17 protein-coding genes are annotated in these 21030 nt (G+C 36.7%); 11 read left to right on the top strand and 6 right to left on the bottom strand.

Annotated elements, in window-relative coordinates; translation table 11 throughout:
* Positions 1–29: 29 nt before the first annotated feature.
* Positions 30–1172 (bottom strand): MFS transporter, encoded by a 1143-nt coding sequence (locus JOE44_RS09065; RefSeq protein ID WP_209785299.1) that lies wholly within the window; start codon positions 1170–1172, stop codon positions 30–32.
* 75 nt (positions 1173–1247) lie between these two features.
* On the opposite strand from JOE44_RS09065, the gene JOE44_RS09060 reads away from it, so the two are divergent.
* A complete protein-coding gene (locus tag JOE44_RS09060; protein WP_209785298.1) occupies positions 1248–2030 on the top strand; it encodes a helix-turn-helix transcriptional regulator in 783 nt (260 codons plus the stop codon).
* A gap of 144 nt (positions 2031–2174) precedes the next feature.
* A complete protein-coding gene (locus JOE44_RS09055; RefSeq protein WP_209785297.1) occupies positions 2175–2642 on the top strand; it encodes an SRPBCC domain-containing protein in 468 nt (155 codons plus the stop codon).
* A gap of 71 nt (positions 2643–2713) precedes the next feature.
* Here JOE44_RS09055 and rplS read toward each other — a convergent pair whose 3' ends face one another.
* Positions 2714–3070, bottom strand: a complete 357-nt coding sequence (rplS, locus tag JOE44_RS09050) for a 50S ribosomal protein L19 (protein ID WP_002980648.1) — start codon at positions 3068–3070, stop codon at positions 2714–2716.
* Between the two features lie 295 nt (positions 3071–3365).
* Between rplS and JOE44_RS09045 the strand changes: the two genes are divergently transcribed.
* Positions 3366–6104, top strand: a complete 2739-nt coding sequence (locus JOE44_RS09045; protein WP_209785296.1) for a fibronectin type III domain-containing protein — start codon at positions 3366–3368, stop codon at positions 6102–6104.
* A gap of 181 nt (positions 6105–6285) precedes the next feature.
* Here JOE44_RS09045 and JOE44_RS09040 read toward each other — a convergent pair whose 3' ends face one another.
* Entirely contained in the window at positions 6286–7827 is a 1542-nt protein-coding gene (locus JOE44_RS09040; RefSeq protein WP_209785295.1) for a membrane-binding protein, read from the bottom strand.
* 371 nt (positions 7828–8198) lie between these two features.
* Here JOE44_RS09040 and JOE44_RS09035 point away from each other — a divergent pair, with 371 nt between their 5' ends.
* Positions 8199–8900, top strand: coding sequence for a CoA transferase subunit A (locus JOE44_RS09035; RefSeq protein WP_105683707.1), 702 nt, complete (start codon positions 8199–8201; stop codon positions 8898–8900).
* 51 nt (positions 8901–8951) lie between these two features.
* Here JOE44_RS09035 and JOE44_RS09030 read toward each other — a convergent pair whose 3' ends face one another.
* Positions 8952–10754: an ABC transporter ATP-binding protein gene (locus JOE44_RS09030; RefSeq protein ID WP_209785294.1), complete on the bottom strand. Its 1803-nt coding sequence runs from the start codon at positions 10752–10754 to the stop codon at positions 8952–8954.
* 124 nt (positions 10755–10878) lie between these two features.
* Here JOE44_RS09030 and JOE44_RS09025 point away from each other — a divergent pair, with 124 nt between their 5' ends.
* On the top strand, positions 10879–11532 hold the full coding sequence (locus JOE44_RS09025; protein WP_209785293.1) for a CoA transferase subunit B: 654 nt from the start codon (positions 10879–10881) through the stop codon (positions 11530–11532).
* Between the two features lie 444 nt (positions 11533–11976).
* On the opposite strand, the gene JOE44_RS09020 is transcribed toward JOE44_RS09025, so the two are convergent.
* Complete coding sequence (locus tag JOE44_RS09020) at positions 11977–12792, bottom strand: DUF4197 domain-containing protein (protein ID WP_209785292.1); 816 nt, start codon at positions 12790–12792, stop codon at positions 11977–11979.
* A gap of 230 nt (positions 12793–13022) precedes the next feature.
* On the opposite strand from JOE44_RS09020, the gene JOE44_RS09015 reads away from it, so the two are divergent.
* The 6 genes from JOE44_RS09015 to JOE44_RS08990 all read left to right on the top strand — a co-directional run bounded on the left by JOE44_RS09015 (position 13023) and on the right by JOE44_RS08990 (position 19574).
* A complete protein-coding gene (locus tag JOE44_RS09015) occupies positions 13023–15287 on the top strand; it encodes a family 20 glycosylhydrolase (protein WP_209785291.1) in 2265 nt (754 codons plus the stop codon).
* 8 nt (positions 15288–15295) lie between these two features.
* Entirely contained in the window at positions 15296–15937 is a 642-nt protein-coding gene (locus tag JOE44_RS09010; protein WP_209785290.1) for a Crp/Fnr family transcriptional regulator, read from the top strand.
* Between the two features lie 252 nt (positions 15938–16189).
* Positions 16190–16984 carry a sulfite exporter TauE/SafE family protein gene (locus tag JOE44_RS09005; protein ID WP_209785289.1) on the top strand — a complete coding sequence of 265 codons (795 nt, stop codon included), beginning with the start codon at positions 16190–16192 and terminating at the stop codon, positions 16982–16984.
* 83 nt (positions 16985–17067) lie between these two features.
* The gene (locus tag JOE44_RS09000; protein ID WP_209785288.1) at positions 17068–18489 is read left to right on the top strand and encodes an MBL fold metallo-hydrolase; all 1422 of its coding nucleotides are present in this window, start codon (positions 17068–17070) and stop codon (positions 18487–18489) included.
* Between the two features lie 10 nt (positions 18490–18499).
* Positions 18500–19063: a YeeE/YedE thiosulfate transporter family protein gene (locus JOE44_RS08995; RefSeq protein WP_209785287.1), complete on the top strand. Its 564-nt coding sequence runs from the start codon at positions 18500–18502 to the stop codon at positions 19061–19063.
* Positions 19064–19124: 61 nt separating this feature from the next.
* Positions 19125–19574 (top strand): DUF6691 family protein, encoded by a 450-nt coding sequence (locus JOE44_RS08990; protein WP_245169883.1) that lies wholly within the window; start codon positions 19125–19127, stop codon positions 19572–19574.
* Between the two features lie 54 nt (positions 19575–19628).
* Here JOE44_RS08990 and JOE44_RS08985 read toward each other — a convergent pair whose 3' ends face one another.
* On the bottom strand, positions 19629–21029 hold the full coding sequence (locus JOE44_RS08985) for a TolC family protein (RefSeq protein ID WP_209785285.1): 1401 nt from the start codon (positions 21027–21029) through the stop codon (positions 19629–19631).
* Between the last annotated feature and the right edge of the window lies 1 nt (position 21030).

Below are 21030 nucleotides of genomic sequence, written 5' to 3'. Positions count from 1 at the left end.
ACATTAAGTTTAATAAAAAATAGTTAAACTTAATGTTTCTTATTTTCAAAGAACAATAAGGTACAAACTCCTATACCTGAAAACAGTATACATGAAATTCCAAGATTCTGTATAAAGCCAATACTTACGAGCCCGGAGCCTATCAGAACATAATAAATCAGTCCTAATAAAGCACCTGCACTTCCTGTTTCATTTTTATAATTCATTAAGGCTGTACTCAGGATGTTTGGAATCGCAATGCTAAAGGCCATTACAATGAAAAAATAAGGAATTAAAAAATAAATTCCTGTGCTTGACAGAATCCATACGAAAATAGAAGCGACAAATGCTGAAAATGTACTTGCTTTAACTAAATATTTAGGTTGTATATTCTTTAATATCAGAGATCTGTTGAGTTTTGCTCCGGCGAATGTTCCACATGCCAGTATAACACTGCTATATCCAAAAACATAAGAGGAATAATGGTATTTCTTAAAGATAAAAGGAGCCAGTGAATAGTATGAAAACAACAGGACATTAAAACTCATGATTAATAAGCAACATCTGATAATGGCTTTATCATGAAGCATTCTTCTTAATAAATTGATTAAAGTACCTGCATTAATTTCTTTTACCGAATGATGGGTTTCGGAAATTTTTTGTTTTGAAAGAGCGAAGAATAATATTCCCAGCAAACATAATGTTATAAATACTCCCTGATGTCCCACAGAAGAAGCCAATACAGAACCGGTAATCATTCCCACTACAGGGCTTATGGATAAACCAATTCCAATCCAGGAAAATACTTTGCTGATATTATCTTTGTTGTAGCTGTCTCTTAAAATAGTTTGTGTCACAATAGACCCTACGGAAATTCCAAATGCTGAAATAATTCTGGCACCAAGAAGAATCATAAAGTTAGGAGCAAAAACTGCAGCCAAGGTGCCGATTCCATAGGTGATGAGACCATATTCCAATGACCTTTTTCTTCCAATTCTGTCACACTGTACACCCCAAAATGCCACGCCCAGGGCAAATGCTATAAAATACAGGCTGATCGTCAGAGTAGCAGCTTCTTCTTTTACTCCGAACTGTTGCTGTACCATCGGTAAAACAGGGCTGTAAATGGTTTCTACAAATTGTGGAAGCATTACAAGCAATGTCAATAGCCAGATAGGATTTGTCTTTTTCATTTTTTTCTGCAAAGTTTCCAAAAAAACAAGGTATATTTATAATGATATAAAAACAAAAAGTATCAAAAATAGGACATGGCTATACTGAAGCAAAATGAAGAATTTAATGCTGATTCTATTCAGGAGAAAGTAATAGGAATAGCCTCTGATATGGTGATGCATGATTCTGGCTTTCATTATCATAAAACGAAGGCTCAGCTGTTGTATGCTCCCTCTGGCTGTATGACGGTTACTACTTCTGATAAACAGTTGGTTCTTCCTCCGTTCCGTATGCTATGGATTCCTTCCAATGAGGTTCATCGGGTCAATTTTCGGAATGTTGTAGCCTATAGATCAATTTATTTTGATGAAAATTATTCAAAAAAATATATGACATCTGATCTGAAGGTTCTTCATGTAAACGCTTTGCTAAAAGAGATTATAGAAAGAATTTGTTTTTGGGAGTGGTCGGATTTGGGTAATAATCAAATGAATCTTTTAAAAGTATTCTGGGACGAAATGAGTATGGCTCCGGAAGAAAAACTGGAACTTAAAATGCCTCAGGACAGACGCTTTAAAAAAACAGTTGAAGAATGGACACTGCGCAAGTCTATACCACCCATGTTGAAAGATCTTGCAGAAAAAACAGGAGCAGTAGAGAAAACAATCAGCCGTATCTTTAAAAAGGAAACCGGACTGTCTTATCAGAAATGGAGGCAGCAATGGCGGCTGCAGCGATCGATTGAGCTTTTGGTGGAAGGTAATTCAATAGGAGAGGTGTCGCATATTTTAGACTTTTCATCTGACAGCGCTTTTATTGAATTTTTCAAAAAACATACAGGCTCAACCCCTTTGCAGTATCTTATGAAGAATGAGTAGTTTTTTTGCAGCTGATAAAAAGTACGATTGTGAACCCTGTCAAGATTTTAAACCTTGTCTTGATGTGATACTCTATTTCTTGTCCTATGAAAAGCCTGATTTACAGTAAATGTCATAAAATTGTACTACCTAATACAATATTTTATGAAAACAATTAATACCAATAATGTTGAGGATTATATACATGAAATTGAGGTCAACAGTACTGCAGATAGAATTTATCATGCGCTGACCCAGGAAATTCCTCTGTGGTGGACTGAATTGTTTGAAGGTTCATCTTCGGAGGCTGGAAATCTTTTCACCATAAGATTTGGAGACCAAATTCACAAAACAATGCGGGTAAAGGAATTGATTCACAATACAAAAATTGTGTGGTGGGTTGAAGATTCACTGATTGCTCTTCCTGAATTAAAAAATCAGACAGAATGGATTGGTACAACGATCGTCTGGGAAATGGAACAAAAGGAAAACAGTAGTGTACTGATGCTTACCCATATCGGACTGAATCCGAATATTGAATGTTATGAGATCTGCTCAAATGGCTGGCGGCAGTTTCTCGGCAGTTTGACAAAGTTTCTGGAAACCGGAGAAGGAACTCCATACAGAAAGTAAAAAAATATTTAAACAAAAAAAGAGACTGTCTATAAGTAAACAGCCTCTTTTTGTATGTATTGTTGTCTGAATTATTTCTTCTTGTAAGCAGCGTCTTTGATTCTTGCTTTTTTACCTCTAAGGTCTCTGAAGTAGTAAATTCTAGCTCTTCTAACTCTACCTCTTCTATCAACTTCGATTTTTTGAAGTGCAGGCATGTTAATAGGGAATACTCTTTCTACACCTACATCACCACTCATTTTTCTGATAGTGAAAGTTTTTGTAGAACCAGTACCTCTTAATTGGATAACTGTTCCTTTGAAGAACTGAGTTCTTGTCTTTTGTCCTTCTTTAATTTCGTAATACACAGTAATTGTATCACCTGCTTTGAATTCAGGGAATTCTTTTTTCGCAATGTACTTGTCTTGTACGTACTTTAATAAATCCATTATTAATAAAATAAAATGTTAAAGCTAAGCAACTTACACGTTCTTCGTCAGAGGTTGAATAACAGGTTGCAAATGTACAAAATAGTTTTTGAATACGCCAAATATTTGATGTGCTAAAAACTATAATTTTTTCGTTCCGGTTTTGCTAAAAAGTTAACGGTTTCTTTAAAGTACCATCAGACAGAGTTTATATGGGAATTCTACTTTTGCCCGAAGTAAAAAATCCGAACAGTGATTTTTTAAATTCCTGATTCACAACTTAAAACTATATGTTAATTTTAAAACTAAAGCTATTATGAAACATTATTTCTTCTTTTTTTGTTTCGCGGTCCAGATGGCTTTCGGGCAGGTTTTGTTTCCTTATTTACAAAACCCGACTCCGAATTCTATGATCGTCAATTGGAAAACAGCCTCCAATAATGAAACAACAGTGATCTACGGAGATTCTCCGGCAAATCTGAATGTAACGGTAACAGGAACTACCAATATCTTTTCAGATACGGGATACAACAACAATTACTATTACCACACGGCAAAGATCACCAATCTTCAGCCGAATACTAAATACTATTATAAGATAAAAACGGGAACCAGTGAGTCTGCTGTTTACAATTTCAGAACACTTCCTTTGCCAGGGCAGGCGGTAACGACCAATGGAAAGATACGCTTCCTTATCATGGGAGATAACCAGATTAAAGCAGAACCCAGGTACGACACGCTTACTTTGAATGCTTATAAGAAATTAAAAGAAAAGTTTGGAGCTAGTTCAGATCCTTCTGATAATATTGCGCTTACTTTTATGGTGGGTGATCAGGTAGACGTAGGGACATTGGATCACTATGAAAATGTTCACTTTAAAAAGAATATCAAATTATCACCTTACCTTCCTATTCAGACCACGGTAGGAAACCATGAGACGTACGGTTCTTTAGGAATGAACTCTTATTATGCTCACTTTTATATCGATGAAATTAGTTATAAAGGGATAAGCTCAGGAAATGAAAATTATTATGCCCAGCAGGCTGGTAACGTTTTGTTTGTGAGTTTAAGTTCTGAGCATACAGGATCAGCTCAGCAGACATGGCTTCAGCAAATCTTAACGGCAGCAAACAATGATTCTACAGTAGACTGGATTATTTCTTTGAGCCACAGACCTTACCAGGCTGAGCAATATGTGGGAGATATTTCTACATGGGTAAGAGATAATGCAGTACCACTTCTGGTAACTTCTGATAAATATTTAATGCATGTAGGAGCTCACCATCATTTATATCACAGAGGTCAGCTTAAAAATACACCAAATTATCAGATTATTTCAGGGGGAACAGCCTGGGATCAATATTGGGGAATGTCTAATGAGCAGGATTTTGATGATGTTCAGAAAACATTAACAGACTGGACATACCAGATCGTGGAAGTAGATATTCCGACAGGAAAGGTAGATATAGAATGTTATTCTATCGGTGGAGTATACAATAAGAAGAACAATGTACTGGTAGATTCTTTCCATAGATATAAAAACCAGCCTAAACCGGCAAAACCATCCATTACAAACAATTTCACGGGTACTACTACTTTACCATTGACATTGAATGGAAGTGCATTCTCATCTTCAAACGGAGAACTGTTAAACACCACACAGTTCCTGATCAGTAAAACCTCGAATTTTTCTGTGATTGAAAAAGAGTTCTACCGTGATTTTGAAAACTGGTTCGGAAAAGACGGAAACGGAACTCCGGATAAAACCAAAAACCTGAATGACGGAGTAGATATCACAAAAGCAACATTAGCTGCGAACTCTATTCCAAACGGTATCTATTATGTGAAAACCCGTTACAGAGACAGAAACCTTGAGTGGAGCGACTGGAGTGATGTGAAGCAGTTCGAAATTACAGGAAGTGTAGTTTCAAATCCTACTTTTACGTTAAACAAAACAGAATATGCTCAAAATGAATCTATTACGGCTACTTATACCGGTGGCCTTGGTAACCAACAGGATTGGGTAGGAATTTATAAAAAAGGGCAAACTCCGGCTTCTACCACTTCACAAGGATATATTTATACGAATGGACAGACTGCAGGAACCGTTACTTTCAACAATGGTTTAGCTAATAAAGGTCAGTATTTTGCAGGATTCTTCGCCAATGGAGGGTATACAGAAATCACTGCAAGAAAAAATTTCTATGTAGGACCGAAAGTACAGCTTCAGGCTACTGCTGATACTTATCCTGTAGGAGGAACAGTTGTCATCAATTTTACAAATGGACCTAATTTACAGAAAGACTGGATCGGAATTTATAAAATGGGGCAGACTCCGGGAACTACAGCTGCCATTAAATGGAGCTATGTAACCACTGCAGCAGGAACTTTGAATTTTACAGGACTTCCGAAAGGATATTATTATGCACAATATTTACTGGAAGACGGATATAACGGAATCGGGGAGAAGGTATTTTTTAAAGTAGGAGATATTGTTACTGATCTATGGATCAATAAACCAGTGTATACTTTAGGAGAAAATATCACTGCTTCATGGACAGATTCTCCGGGAATCATCAAAGACTGGTTAGGAATTTATCCGCAAAGTGTTCAGACACCGGATGACAACTTTGTTTCTTATACTTATTTTGATGGAGTAACACAGGGAACAAAAACAATCCAGGGAACAGCTGTGCCTGCAACACCAGGAAACTATTATATGGTAATGTTTACCAATGATTCCTATACAGAGGTTTCCAACAGAGTACAGTTCCAGGTGGCTTCACCCACTTTAGGAACTGAAGAAACCAGAAGTACAGAGAAAAATGTAGTGCTGTATCCAAACCCAACCAAACCGGGACAGCCTACTTTCATAAAGAGTGATTACCCGATTGAAAAAATTGAATTGGTCTCAGCTTCAGGAGAGCTGCTGTATGTATCGAAAAATATCAATAACCAACGCTTTTCTTTGGTGAATGAAAATCTTCCTGCTGGCGTTTATTTTGTAAAAGTACACGGAAGAAAACTATTTACTTTAAAACTGATTATTCAGTAATAAGTAAACGAAACACAATTATAATTGTAGAGACTGCTAGAAATAGTAGTCTCTTTTTTTTATTATTTATAAATCCGGCAGTTAAAAATAAATCTGCTTATTCAAGTAGAGGGTCAGAAATAAAAAAGCGGTTCCAAAAGATTGAAACCGCCTTTGATATTTTGATATAGAGATGTGGTAATTAGTCAAACAGATAGTGCAGATCATCTTCACTAATCAGTGTCTGGTTTTCAGCAGAAGCATTTTCATCCTGAGCATCGGCCAGTGTTTTAGTTTCCTGAATGAGTTTCCCATCCATATTATAAAGTTTTAACAAGATCCATTTCCCGCTGCGTTCAAGTTCTTTAGCTCCATCCCATGTTTTTATTCTGATTTTTCCACTTTGAATAACACCTGCTTTTACAGAAGACTTATTCGCAGGCTTCCCTTTTACATACTGTGTGATTTGTGCTGTGAAGGAATAATCTTCCCCATCTTCACTGATCGGTTGTGCGAATGTATATAAAAGAGTACCTTTGGTATCATAAACAGTTGCATCATAGCCTGTTTGTTTAGCGTTCAGCTTTTTTTCAAAACTCAGCTTCGTAGTATCACCTTCAAAAAAGTTTTTGATATTTACGATGATACCTTCCTTATAAACTGTTTTACTAAAACCTTCATAAGTAGTACCATTATAAGGGATACCATCTTTGTATGTTAATGTAGATTTCAGCTTTCCATCCGGTGAATAATATTTAATTTCCTGTGCGATGTCATCTTTTAAAAACTTTTCAGAAGATAATTTTCCGTTTTCATCAAAGGATTTACTTGTTACTATTGAACCCTTTTCATATGTATCAACAGAGGAAATCTGTGAATATTCATAAGCCAGCTGATAGTCATCCCCATCCATTGGAGTATAAATATCATTTTCCTTATCATATTGGTATACCAGATGGCCTATTTTTTTACCCGACTCATCGTAAGTGGTTTTATAGCCATCTTTTTTATTCATTTTCTGCTCCTGTAAGATCTTTCCTGTTTTGCTATAGATAACACTTTCCTTTACACTGCCGTCCTTTCTGTATTTTTCTATCTTAGAAATCCTCATTGGACTGGAATAATAATCGACCATCATATTTTCACCCGAACCGGAAGTAGTACTGCTGCCAAGATATTTTCCTTTTTCACCGTAATATTTTGTTTCAGTGTTGCTGTCCTTATCAATGATGGTTTCATTTCTGATCCCTTTAATATCATCATCATAAACGGTTGTTTTTACAGGCGTTGAGTTTTCGTAATCAACCAGAATATTAAAATCCATTCCATCTTCGGCATCTTTATAGCTGAACATCTTTCCTGAGAAATTTCCGTCTGCTTTATATACCACATCTTCTGTCAGTCTGCCTTTTATATCATAAGTCTGAGCTGGACCCACCTGCAGGCCATTAGAATACGTGGCAAAATTCAATACTTTTCCTTCAGGGGTATACCAGGTTACTTTTCCATCAAAAATTTCACTGTTGGGAGTGGTGTCAGAAGCCAATCCTTCCATTTGAAGTTTTCCGTCCTTGTAAAAGTCTTTGATAAGGGTTAATTTTCCTTTAGGAGTTGTTTCACGGTAATATTCCATGTTCTCCTGGGTGGTTTTTTCCCAGTTTTCATCGAAGTAAGTTTTTTCCTGTGCATATACATTGACACTGAGTACCAATGCCAGTAATGCTGAGGTAAATAATTTTTTCATGTTTTTGTTTAAGGTTTGATTTTATATATGATTAATGTGATGGTATCTGTAGAAAATTAAATACCGGAAAGAAGTAGTAAGTATTTACTATAGAATAATTTTTACATTGAAATTGTGTTTAATTTAAATCCAAAAGCAATAAAATATACTGTATTTCCGGCTTTTGAGACTTCAAATATAAATCAATTTGATGAAAAATAAGGCAAAAACCGAACAGACTTGTTCGGTTTTGAGGGTAATATTTTGGTTATAAGTGTTTTAAATGTTGAAAAAAAAGATATTTCTAAAAGCACGAAATTCAGGAGGGTTTCCGTTCATCGGATATACAAGAAAATTTATTAAATTTAGCCAACAGAAAAATCTAATATTTCATGATAGATAAAAGAGTAAAAAATGCAAAGGAGGCCATCGAAGGAATTCAGGATGGAATGACACTGATGCTTGGCGGATTCGGACTTTGCGGGATCCCTGAAAACTCAATCAATGCTTTGGTAGAAAGTGATGTGAAAGATCTGACTTGTATTTCAAACAATGCGGGAGTAGATGATTTCGGATTAGGATTACTGCTTCACAAAAGACAGATTAAGAAAATGATCTCTTCTTACGTAGGTGAAAATGCTGAATTTGAAAGACAGATGCTTTCAGGTGAATTGGATGTAGAGCTTACTCCACAAGGAACTTTGGCTGAAAAATGCAGAGCTGCTCAGGCAGGAATTCCAGCTTTTTATACCCCTGCAGGGTATGGAACTGAAGTAGCAGAAGGAAAAGAAGTGAAGGAATTCAAAGGAAAACCTCATATCCTGGAGCACGCTTACGAGGCAGACTTTTCTATCGTAAAAGCATGGAAAGGAGACCATGCCGGAAACCTTATTTTCAAAGGTTCGGCAAGAAACTTCAACCATCCGATGGCAGGAGCTGCAAAAATTACCATTGCTGAAGTAGAAGAACTGGTAGAACCAGGACAATTAGATCCAAATGAAATTCATATTCCGGGAATCATGATTCAGAGAATTTTCCAGGGAGAAAAATTTGAAAAAAGAATTGAGCAACGAACAGTGAGAACTAAAGAATAAGCTCGAATCATAAAAACAAAAAAGCGCTGAAAATATTTTCAGCGCTTTTTTTTATGCTTGAGGAGTCAGTGTTTTTCTTTCTCCGATCTGTTGTCTCCACATGGCGTAGTAAAGTCCTTTTTCAGCAATGAGATTGGCGTGGGAGCCTGTTTCTACAACTTGTCCGCGTTCAAGAACATAAATTTTATCCGCATGCATGATCGTACTTAAACGGTGGGCGATCAGTACAGTAATCTGTTCTCTTTCTTTTGAAATATCCTTGATCGTAGTGGTAATTTCTTCTTCAGTAATGCTGTCCAGTGCAGAAGTAGCTTCATCAAAAATCAGCAAATGAGGTTTTCTTAAAAGAGCTCTGGCAATAGCAATCCTTTGTTTTTCACCGCCACTCAGCTTCAGACCGCCTTCACCAATCACCGTTTCAATTCCTTTTTCTGCTCTTTCCAGCAATGCCGTACAGCTTGATTTCTGTAAAGCCATCGCCAGTTCCTCTTCAGTAGCCGAAGGATTAACGAAAAGAAGGTTTTCCTTGATTGTTCCTGCAAATAATTGAGTATCCTGTGTTACAAAACCAATCTGATTTCTCAGCTCATCAAAATCAAATTCCTTTCCATTGATTCCGTTATACAAAATATTCCCTTCCTGAGGTCTGTACAATCCCACCAGTAATTTCACCAATGTACTTTTTCCGGAGCCGCTTGGTCCTACAAAAGCAATGGTCTCCCCATTTTTGAGATCAAAAGAAATATTATTTAAAGCTTTATATTGGGCAGACTGATGTTTGAAAGAAACATGCTTAAATTCAAGTTCCTCAATAGCACCAATTTGCTTTGGATGAAGAGGCTTTTCTTCCACCTCTTTTTTCATCAAACGGTCAAAATTCTGAAGAGACGCTTCTGCCTCACGATAAGAAATTATAATATTTCCGATCTCCTGCATGGGGCCGAAAATAAAGAAACCATAAAACATCAGTGACAGATACTGACCTGGTGTAACAATATTTTTAAAAATCAGATACAATAACGTCAGAGTAATCATCTGCTGAAGAAAATTGACCATCGTTCCCTGAATAAAACTTAAAGAACGGATGCTTTTCACTTTTCTCAGTTCAAGACCCAGAATCTTGTAAGTATTGTTGTTTAAACGGATTACTTCCTGATTAGTCAATCCTAAACTTTTAACAATTTCAATATTTCTTAAACTTTCCGTAGTACTTCCGGCAAGAGCTGTGGTTTCTGTAACAATATTTTTCTGAATAACCTTTATCCTTTTACTCAGTAAATTGGTAACAATGGCAATAAAGAAAATTCCACAGATATAAACCGGCATAATTGACCAGTGCAAACGGATGGCATACACGGAAACGAAAATAATACTTACCAGAATTCCGAAGAAAATATTGATGAAATTAGTGATGAATTTTACCGTATCTTCTCTTACTTTTGTTAAAATTGACAGGGTTTCACCACTTCTCTGATCCTCAAATTCCTGATAAGGAAGCGCCATAGAATGCTTCAAACCATCGGTAAATATTTTTGCGCCAAACTTTTGGGTAATCACACTTACCACATAATCCTGGAAAGCTTTGGCAATTCTACTCACCATTGCCGTTCCGATAAGTAATCCTAAAAAGTAAAAAGCTCCATGATATACAGAACTTCCGTACAAATACTCATTCAGGTTTCTGGGCAATAGCTTTTCTTTATCAAAAAAGTTAGGATGGGTAACCAGCTGGTCAAGGATATTTCCTGTGATAGCCGGGGCAAACAAAGAGAAAACCTGGTTAACAGTAGCTAAGAATAAAGAGATAATGATCAGCCACTGATAAGGTTTAAGATATCTAAAAAGTATTTTCATTCTATTAAAAAATAATGGAACAAAATTACAGATATTATTTTAACTAACAGTGTTAATTATTGAACACAACAAAGCTCTTTTGTATTCAAGTGAAAATAATTAAATTGCAGTCTAAGTTTTTATTATGCTTACAAAAGAACAAATTGCCAAAAGAATTTCAAAAGAACTGAAAGATCGTTATTATGTAAACCTGGGAATTGGGATTCCTACTTTGGTTGCCAACTATGTTCCGGAAGGTATTTCCGTAGAATTCCAGAGTGAAAATGGAGTTTTGGGGATGGGACCTTTCCCTTTCGAAGGAGAAGAAGATGCGGATATCATCAATGCCGGAAAACAGACCATTACTATTCTGGAAGGAGGTTCATTCTTTGATTCAGCCTTTAGTTTCGGGATGATTCGTGGTCAGAAAGTAGATCTTACCATCCTTGGAGCTATGGAAGTTTCAGAAAACGGAGATATTGCCAACTGGAAAATTCCTGGAAAAATGGTGAAAGGAATGGGAGGAGCAATGGATCTTGTAGCTTCTGCAGAAAATATTATCGTTGCAATGATGCACGTAAACAAAGCAGGAGAAAGTAAAATCCTTAAAAAATGTACACTTCCTTTAACAGGCGTAAACTGTGTGAAAAAAGTGGTTACTGAATTAGCTGTTCTGGATGTAACTCCGACAGGATTTAAACTGGTGGAAAGAGCACCGGGAGTTTCAGTAGAAGATATTATCAAAGCTACAGAGGCAGATCTGATTATTGAAGGAGAAATTCCTGAAATGCAATTCTAATCTGATAATAAATAAAAAGTTTCGGCCTCACAAAGTGAGGCCGAAACTTTTTACAATATAGGGAACTATCATTTAAAATCTGACAAATCTTTCTATAGCTGCCTTTAGCTGCCTCTAAAAGCAACATAGGAGATCGCAGCGTTAAAAAAATAAATTCTGTGAACGTTAAGAAAATTCTCCTGTGCGAAGCGCGAGACCAATTCAGAACTGATTAAGAAATAATGATTTCGCGCAAGTTTAGAATTTTTAGAGAACAGGATTTATTTTTAGCGGAGACCTCTCAGTCTTGAATTTTTGTTTCTTTTGTTTGACTACGTCGAATCTTCGATTTCAAGACAAAAGAAATTACAATCAAAAAAAAGCTGTTTCATCATGAAACAGCTTTTATATCTTAACGGTTAGCATGTCAAACTAACTTCTAACCTCTAATATCTAACTTCTTATTTATTTCCCATCCTGAGCTCCAAATACCTTCTGCAGAATACTTGTTGTTCTCATTGCAGGGGTATTTCTGATTCCGCTCTCTTTATCTGCTACCATTTTAAATACTCCGTTGATGGTTTCTGTGGTAACATATTCGTTAAGATCCGTTGTTACAGCCTGCCCTGTAAAAGTATTGTATTTTGAAATCAGATTTTTCCAAAGCGTATCAGCTCCTACTTTTCCTAAAGAAGCTTTTACCTTAGGCTGAAAAGCATCGAAAAGCTGAGTTTGAGTCTTTCCCTGAAGGTAGCTTGTTGCAGCATTATTACTGCCTAATAAAATATTTTTGGCATCCGTAATCGTCATGGAAGTAATAGCATTTGTAAAAATAGGTGCAGCTTCAGTTACGGCATCTTCAGCAGCTCTGTTAAGTAATTTTACTCCTTCGTCAGCAAGACTTCCCATTCCTATAGAACGTAAAGTGGTGTCGATCTTTCTTAATTTTTCAGGCATTAAAATCTTTACAGCTTCATTTTTGAAAAAACCATCCGTTACGGCCAGTTTTTTTACTCCATCTGTTACTCCCATACTTAAAGCCTCTTTTAATCCTGAGGAAATCTGGGTAGAAGTAAGGTTTCCAAGGCCTGCAGATGAATTGTTGGAACCGGATACCGTAGTGGATGTCTTAGGAGAAGTTGCAGTACCCGTATTTTTTACCGGAACATTAAGATCTACTCCTGTTTTATCTTTAACGGCAGATTTTATGATATCAAAAATTTGTGCCTGTGTTGACATTGAGAATAATAATGCTGCTGCCAGAAAAATGTTTTTTTTCATCGTATTTTTTTACAAATTTAACCCTTTTAATTTTTTTAAGTGGTGTAGGTTTATCAAAAAACAAACCATGATGCACTAGATATAATAGAATAATTTCTATAATTGTGTTTTAATAACGGTAAATTATCCGTTTCGTAATCCTCTAAACAATGAGGGGTAAATTTTGTTTTTAAAAAGACTCAAAGAGTTTTGAAAAATAATTATCTTAGCTCAAACCTTAACCACATTCAATGATACGGACTTTTTTAGTGTTTTTTGTATTGATTTCTAACGTGATTTTAGCCCAGAATAAATTAAATCTAATCCCTTATCCTCAAAAAGTTCAACTTTTACAGGGAGAATTTATACTTCCAGAAACATTGGTATTAAGTGGTGATCTGCCAAAAGAGGAAACAGAATATTTCAAAAAACGGATAGAACCTCAGTTAAAATTTCAATATGCTCAAAAGAGTGGTGGTATTCATTTAACAAGTTCTATAATTCCTGCGTCTTCTCCAGCTGATGCTGAACAGAAAAAAGAATATTATTCTATAGAAATTTCTCCCAACCAAATTCATGTAAAATCTTATACGAAACAGGGATATTTCCTGGCGCTACAGACACTGGTTCAGATTTTCGAACAATATAAAGAGAGTAAGAAAATTCCGGCAATGAAGATTGAAGACCAGCCAAAATTTGCCTGGCGTGGAATGCACCTGGATGTTTGCCGCCACTTTTTCACCGTAAATGAAGTGAAACAGTACATTGATTATCTGGCGATGTATAAATTAAACACATTCCACTGGCATTTGACAGATGATCAGGGATGGAGAATTGAAATCAAAAAATATCCAAAGCTTACTCAGATTGGCTCAAAACGTAAAGAATCAATGATTGGGGCTTATGTTGACAATACGTTTGACGGAAAATCTTACGGACCTTATTTTTATACTCAGGAACAAATAAAAGAAGTGGTAAAATACGCTCAGGACAGACATATTACAGTGGTCCCGGAAATTGAAATGCCAGGACATGCATTGGCAGCTTTATCAGCATATCCTGAACTGGCATGTACCAAAGGTCCTTTTGAATCTGCTACAAAATGGGGTGTTTTTGATGATGTTTTCTGTCCGAAAGATGAGACCTTTACTTTTCTGGAAAACGTTTTGGATGAGGTAATCAAATTATTCCCATCCCAATACATTCACATTGGTGGTGACGAATGCCCGAAAACACGATGGAAAGAATGCACACACTGCCAGGAATTGATTAAGAAAAATAATTTAAAAGATGAACATGGTTTACAAAGCTACTTTATTCATCGAATTGAAAAATATGTCAACAGCAAAGGACGAAAAATTATTGGCTGGGATGAAATTTTAGAAGGTGGATTAGCTCCTAATGCTGCGGTAATGAGCTGGACAGGGGTGAACGGAGGTATTGAAGCTGCAAAATCAAAACATTTTGCCGTAATGACACCCGGAGCCTATTGCTATTTTGATCACTATCAGGGAGATCCACAATCTGAACCTAATGCTTTTGGTGGTTTTACTCCTTTAGAAAAAGTATATTCTTATAATCCTATTCCTTCCGAACTGAATGCTGAACAGGCTAAATACATTATGGGAGTTCAGGCTAACCTGTGGACAGAATATATTTTAGATTTCAAACAGGTACAGTACATGATTTTTCCAAGATTAATGGCACTTTCTGAAGTGGGATGGGGAACATCAGATCCTAAAAATTATAAAGAGTTTGAAAACAGAGTGATCAACCAGTTTAAAGTTCTGGATGATATGAAGGTAAATTATGCCAGAAGTATTTATAATATCACCGGAAAAGTAATTCCTTCCAATACTGGAATTGCCTACGAATTGTCAACCTCGCAAAACACAAACGGAATCAGATATACACTGGACGGAACAAATCCTTCCATCAATTCTAAAACCTATCAGAATGCTGTTCAGATTCCTAATTCTTTAACCATTAAATCAGCTTATTTTGAAGAGGGTCAGCTGAAAAGTGCTGTGTCTGTACAACCATTTACCATTTCAAAGACAACAGGAAAAAAAATAACTCTTGAACAACAGCCAAGCGAAAATTATTCTTTTGGAGGAGCTTTCACCTTAGTAGATGGTATTATCGGAAATGTAAAACAACTGGGTAAAACATGGCTGGGGTTTCAGGGAAAAGATGTAGTGGCAACAATTGATTTTGGCCAGAAAACACCTTTTTCAGAACTTTATTTCAATACCCTTGAAAATAAAGGAAGCTGGATTCATCTTGCTAAATCGGCAAAGATTTTTGTTTCTGATGATAACAGGAATTTTAAACTGATCAAAGAAATAGGGGCAGCAGAAATTCAGAATGCCAGCGGAAAAATCAAAGTGAATGTAGGAGCACAGAATGCAAAATACCTGAAAGTAAATATTGAAAATGCAGGTATTATTCCGGCCGGAAATCCCGGAGCAGATTCCAAAGCATGGTTGTTTGTTGATGAAATTGGTGTAAATTAGAATAAAAAATGCAGGACGAGACCATACTTTCTTCAGAATTCTCCTCATCACCGGAACTGGTAGAAAAACTGTATCAATATGGTACAACGAAAAATTATCATGAAGGAGATATTATTTTAGATGAAAATGCTTCCATCCGTTCTATTCCTATCGTGATGAAAGGAATGCTGAAAGTGATCAGAACAGAAGAAGACGGACGTGAAATTTTACTGTATTATATCAAAGCCGGAGAAAGTTGTATCATGTCTTTTCTGGGCGGGATGCACAATGAAAAAAGCATCGTAAAAGCTGAAATTGAAGAAGACGCAGAAATCCTTTTTCTCCCCGTAGACAAAGTCTCTTTATTCATCAAAGAACATCCGGAATGGCTGGATTATATTTTCAGATTATATCATAAAAGATTTGAAGAACTCCTGGATATCATCAATGCCATCGCTTTCAAAAAAGTAGACGAAAGACTTCTTAATCTGTTGCAGAAAAAATCTGAGCTTACAGGCTCTGAAACCATTCATACCACTCATGAGCAACTTGCCAATGAGTTGGGAACAGCAAGGGTAGTGGTATCAAGACTTTTAAAACAGCTGGAGGAAGAAGGAAAACTCAAGCTGGGAAGAAACAAAATCGTTCTCCTGAAAACCCTGAACTCATAACATTCACTTCAATCAAAGGTACTCATATTCCCCTCCCTCGGAGGGGTGGCGAAAATTCAAAGAATTTTTGACGGGGTGGTCAACGATCATTGCGAACCGAAGGTGAAGCAATCTCAAAGAAGAGGAATTACTCTAACTTCTTTGTGTCCTTTGTGAACCTATTTGTGTTAAAAAATCCGCTTATGTAACAAAAGTAGCTGTAGATTTTCTTTCACATTCCCATTTTTGCCTTAGAATTATTTGAATAGCAAAATGGAAATTATAGGATATGCAGCAGCCGTTTTAATAGGGGTTTCTCTAGGCTTAATCGGAGGAGGAGGAAGTATTCTCACCGTCCCCGTTCTCGTTTATCTCTTTGGTATCGAAGTTTTTCTGGCAACTGAGTATTCACTTTTTATTGTGGGAATAAGCAGTCTGGCAGGATCTTTTTCATATTTAAAAAAAGGATTAATCAATGTTAAGATGGCATTGATATTCGGAATTCCGTCTGTTATTTCTATTTTTCTGACCAGAATATATTTACTTCCCCTAATTCCTGATGAGGTATTCAAAATACAGAATTTCACCGTTACCAAAAATATCTTTTTACTCTTGATTTTTGCAGGGTTAATGATTCTTGCTTCTTATAAAATGATAAGAAAAAGTACTTCCAAAGAATCTTTACATCATACGACGCATAAGAATAATGCTTTGCTTGCAGCAGGACAAGGTTCGATAGTGGGTATTTTAACCGGATTGGTGGGAGCCGGAGGCGGCTTTATGATTATTCCTGCATTGGTAAATCTTCTGAAAATTCCAATAAAAACGGCTATAGGAACTTCTTTAGTTATCATCTCCGTCAATTCTCTGATCGGTTTTTTTTCTTCAGTAAACCATGTGAAAATAGAATGGAAACTATTGGTTTCTATCACTGCTATTGCCATTATCGGAATTGTAATCGGCTCACAATTATCAAAAAAAATAGAGGGTAAAAAACTGAAACCAGCATTTGGATGGTTTATCCTGGTGATGGGGATTTATATTATTACGAAAGAAATCTTCCTTTAATTTTCTTATGTAACAAAAGTAGCTGTAGAGGAAAAAAGAAAGCTGGAGATTTGTATCAGTTAACACAATCAAAAATAAATACAATGAAAATAGAACAGATTTATACAGGATGCCTTGCACAAGGTGCTTACTATATCACTTCAGCCGGAGAAGCCGCCATTATTGATCCGTTAAGAGAAACACAGCCTTATATCAACAGATTGAAAGAGGATGGAGTACAACTGAAATACATCTTTGAAACTCATTTCCATGCTGATTTTGTCAGTGGACATCTGGATTTAAGCCATAAAACAGGCGCTCCAATTGTATATGGACCGACAGCGAATCCTGAATTTGATGCTGTAATAGCAGCACATCAACAAATCTTTGAAATAGGGAATATTACAATCAAAGTTCTTCATACCCCGGGACACACGTTGGAAAGCTCATGTTACCTGTTGATTGATGAAAATGGAATTGAAAAAGCCCTTTTTAGTGGCGATACCTTATTCCTTGGAGATGTGGGACGCCCAGATCTCGCACAGAAAAGTGCTCATATGACTCAGGAAGAACTGGCAGGGCTTTTATATGATAGTTTATACACTAAAATTTTGCCTTTACAGGATGAGATTACTGTCTATCCAGCGCATGGAGCAGGTTCAGCATGCGGTAAAAATATGCAGAAGGAAACCGTAGATACATTGGGAAATCAAAAAAGAACCAACTATGCTTTGAACCAAAAGGACAGACAGAGTTTTATAAAAGAAGTGACTGACGGACTTTTACCTCCGCCAGCGTATTTCGGGATGAATGTGATGATGAATAAAAAAGGATACAGCAGTTTTGATGAAGTTCTTTCAAAAGGTTTGCATGCTCTTACTCCGGAACAATTTGAAGAAACTGCAGAGGCTTCCGGAGCTTTGATTTTAGATGTAAGACCCAACGGTGAATTTGCCAAAAGTTTTATTCCACAGTCTGTCAATATAGGATTGAACGGAGATTTTGCCCCATGGGTGGGCGCTTTGATTGCCAATGTAAATCAACCCATCCTTCTGATTGCTGAAAAAGGAACAGAGGAAGAAGCTGTAACCCGCTTGAGCAGAGTAGGATTTGATCATATTTTAGGATTTTTGGAAGGAGGTTTTGAAGCATGGGAAAAGAGTGGAAAAGAAACAGATGTTGTAAACCGTATTTCTGCAGAGCAGTTTGAAGCCGAAATAAAAGGTCAAAAAGCAAAAATAATTGATATAAGAAAAGAAAGTGAGTACAATGCAGAACATATTCATGAAGCTTACAGCAAACCTTTGGCATTGATCAACGAGTGGATTCATAAGATAGAGCCGTCGGAACATTTCTACATGCACTGTGGAAGCGGCTACAGAAGTACGATGGCCGCGAGCATTCTTCAGGCAAGAGGATACAGAAATTTTTCAGAAATTGAAGGTGGCTTTAAAGCGATTGTATCTACCGCTATACCTAAAAGCGATTTTGTGTGTCAGACTAAAATTTTAAATACATTAGATTAAAAAATAAACAATGCTAGAGATTATAAAAGAACCCTGGCCGTGGTATATTGCCGGCCCTTTGATTGGACTTACCGTTCCTGCCTTATTGATTATGGGAAATAAATCCTTTGGAATCAGTTCCTCACTGAGGCATATCTGTGCAGCCTGTATACCTGCCAATGTGAATTTTTTCAAATACGACTGGAAAAAAGAAGCCTGGAATTTATTTTTTGTGCTGGGAATCTTCTTCGGAGGGATGATTGCTGCCAACTTTTTACTCAATCCCGCAGAAATAACCGTTAATCCAGACCTGAAAACAGAATTGGCAGGCTATGGAATTACAGATTACAGCCATCTGGTTCCGGTACAGCTCATGAGTTTTGAAAACCTACTGACCCTGAAAGGATTTCTCATAATGGTTGCAGGTGGATTTTTGGTAGGCTTTGGAACAAGGTATGCGGGAGGATGTACCAGCGGACATGCCATCATGGGACTTTCCAACTTACAATGGCCTTCTTTGGTAGCTACAATCTGTTTTATGATCGGTGGTTTTTTAATGGCTAATATTATTCTGCCAGTCATACTTTCCCTATAACTGTAATTTTAAAAGAGAAGTTTATATCATGATAAAAGAAAAAGATAGACACAATCGGGATATGGTATGTGTGAACGAAAGCACCCTTACTCATCAATGGTATCATAACCTGAAGTACCTTGCTGCTGGGATTATTTTTGGGATTATTTTTGTGAAAGCAGAAGTCATCAGCTGGTTCAGGATACAGGAAATGTTCCGCCTGCAGTCTTTCCATATGTACGGAATTATCGGAAGTGCTGTTTTGGTAGGAATGATTTCAGTAATGCTGATTAAAAAATTCAAGATAAAAACAATCTATGGTGAACCCATTACGCTTACTCCAAAAAAGTTTAATAAAGGCCAGATCTACGGCGGATTGATATTTGGTTTTGGCTGGGCAATTACAGGAGCCTGTCCCGGACCTCTTTTTGCTCAGATCGGAACAGGAGCTTTAGCCGTATCCGTTACTTTGTTGAGTGCCGTTGCCGGAACATGGGTGTATGGATATTTCAGGGATCAGTTGCCTCATTAATCCTTTACAAAAAAAGACTGCAGAAAATAATCTGCAGTCCTTTCGAGTATAAAACTATGAATAAATGAAGTTCTCCGCACCTAAAGCCATATAAAGATTTATACGCTCTATTCTGTACTGAAGTTCCAGATTGATGAGGTTCATTTCATTTTTCAAAAGGTCTCTTTGTTTACGGATCAGTACAAAACTGTTGTTGGTACCTACCTTTATCTGTTTCTCAGTGAGATTAATGTTGTTTTTCAGTTCATTGACAGCATTAGTAGTATAATTCATCTGTTTTTCAATAGAACGGAGGTTGGCTAAAGAAGATTCCACTTCGTTCAATGCATTCAGAACCGCTTTTGAATATTCTTCAACAACCTGTTTCTGCTGAGAGTTTTTTATTTCCACATTCTTTTTAAGCTTTCCACCATTGAATAACGGAGAAACTAATCCTCCACCCACTTTTAACAAAGGATTGGAAAATAAAGAATTAATAGCCTCCACATTACTTCCCGCACTCCCAAGTGAGGAACTTATACTTATGGAAGGAAGCCTTGCTGCTTTAGCCTCCTGTACTTCGTAGAAAACTTTTTCGATCTGAAAATGACTGGCTTGTATGTCTGATCTGTTCTCCAGAAGTTCGAGAGGAAAAGATTCAGGAATACTACTTTTTATAGGGTTAAAAGAGTTTTGGGTAGCCAGTTTTCCCTCTGGATATTTCCCGGTGAGAAGTTCCAGGGATCTTCTGGACTGCATATTGGCATTTTTAATCTTTTCAAGATAGCCTTGCAGAGAAATAATTTCTGCAGAGATATTGGAAATATCCAGCGCATTTGCCGTTCCTATTTTCTTTTGAATAATATAAAGCTTTTCCAGGTCTTTGGTCTTCTTAATGTAGCTTTCAATCTTATCTTCCTGGATGTTTCCTGCAATATTCAGAAAATAAGCCTTGGCGATCATCCCTGCAATAGACTGATGCAGTAAGGTGTTCTGATGTTTTGCAGAAAAGTAACTGCTGGTACTTGCCATCTGTGAAGATTTATTTTTGCCCCAAAGATCAATTTCCCAATTGGCTTTTAAGGCAAGACGCTGAACCTGGCTGCCACTAACAAGATTATTGGAAGTATTGGCAACAGCACTTACGCTAGGATACAAATCACTTCCTGCAATTTCCATCGCCAATTCAACCTGATTCAGCTTTTCCCGGGCAATAATCAGGTCAGCATTATACAACATTCCTTCATTAATCAAGGCTTCAAGTTGAGAAGTTTTAAGATCATTGATCCAGTCATAGGAAATTGATTTTGAATTCGCTTTTCTGTCAAAGATCCAGTCATCCGGAATTTGTATATGAGAAGCAATTTCACTCTTTTCTTTCAGCTCATCTATGTTTTCCTTTGTAGCTTCTTTATAACCGATACACGAACTTAAACTTACAGCAAGTGTGCTTAATAAAATTAACTTTTTATACATG

The sequence above is a fragment of the Chryseobacterium sp. PvR013 genome (assembly GCF_017833095.1).
Lineage (GTDB): Bacteria > Bacteroidota > Bacteroidia > Flavobacteriales > Weeksellaceae > Chryseobacterium > Chryseobacterium culicis_A.
This window is presented reverse-complemented; position numbering and strand designations above follow the sequence as displayed.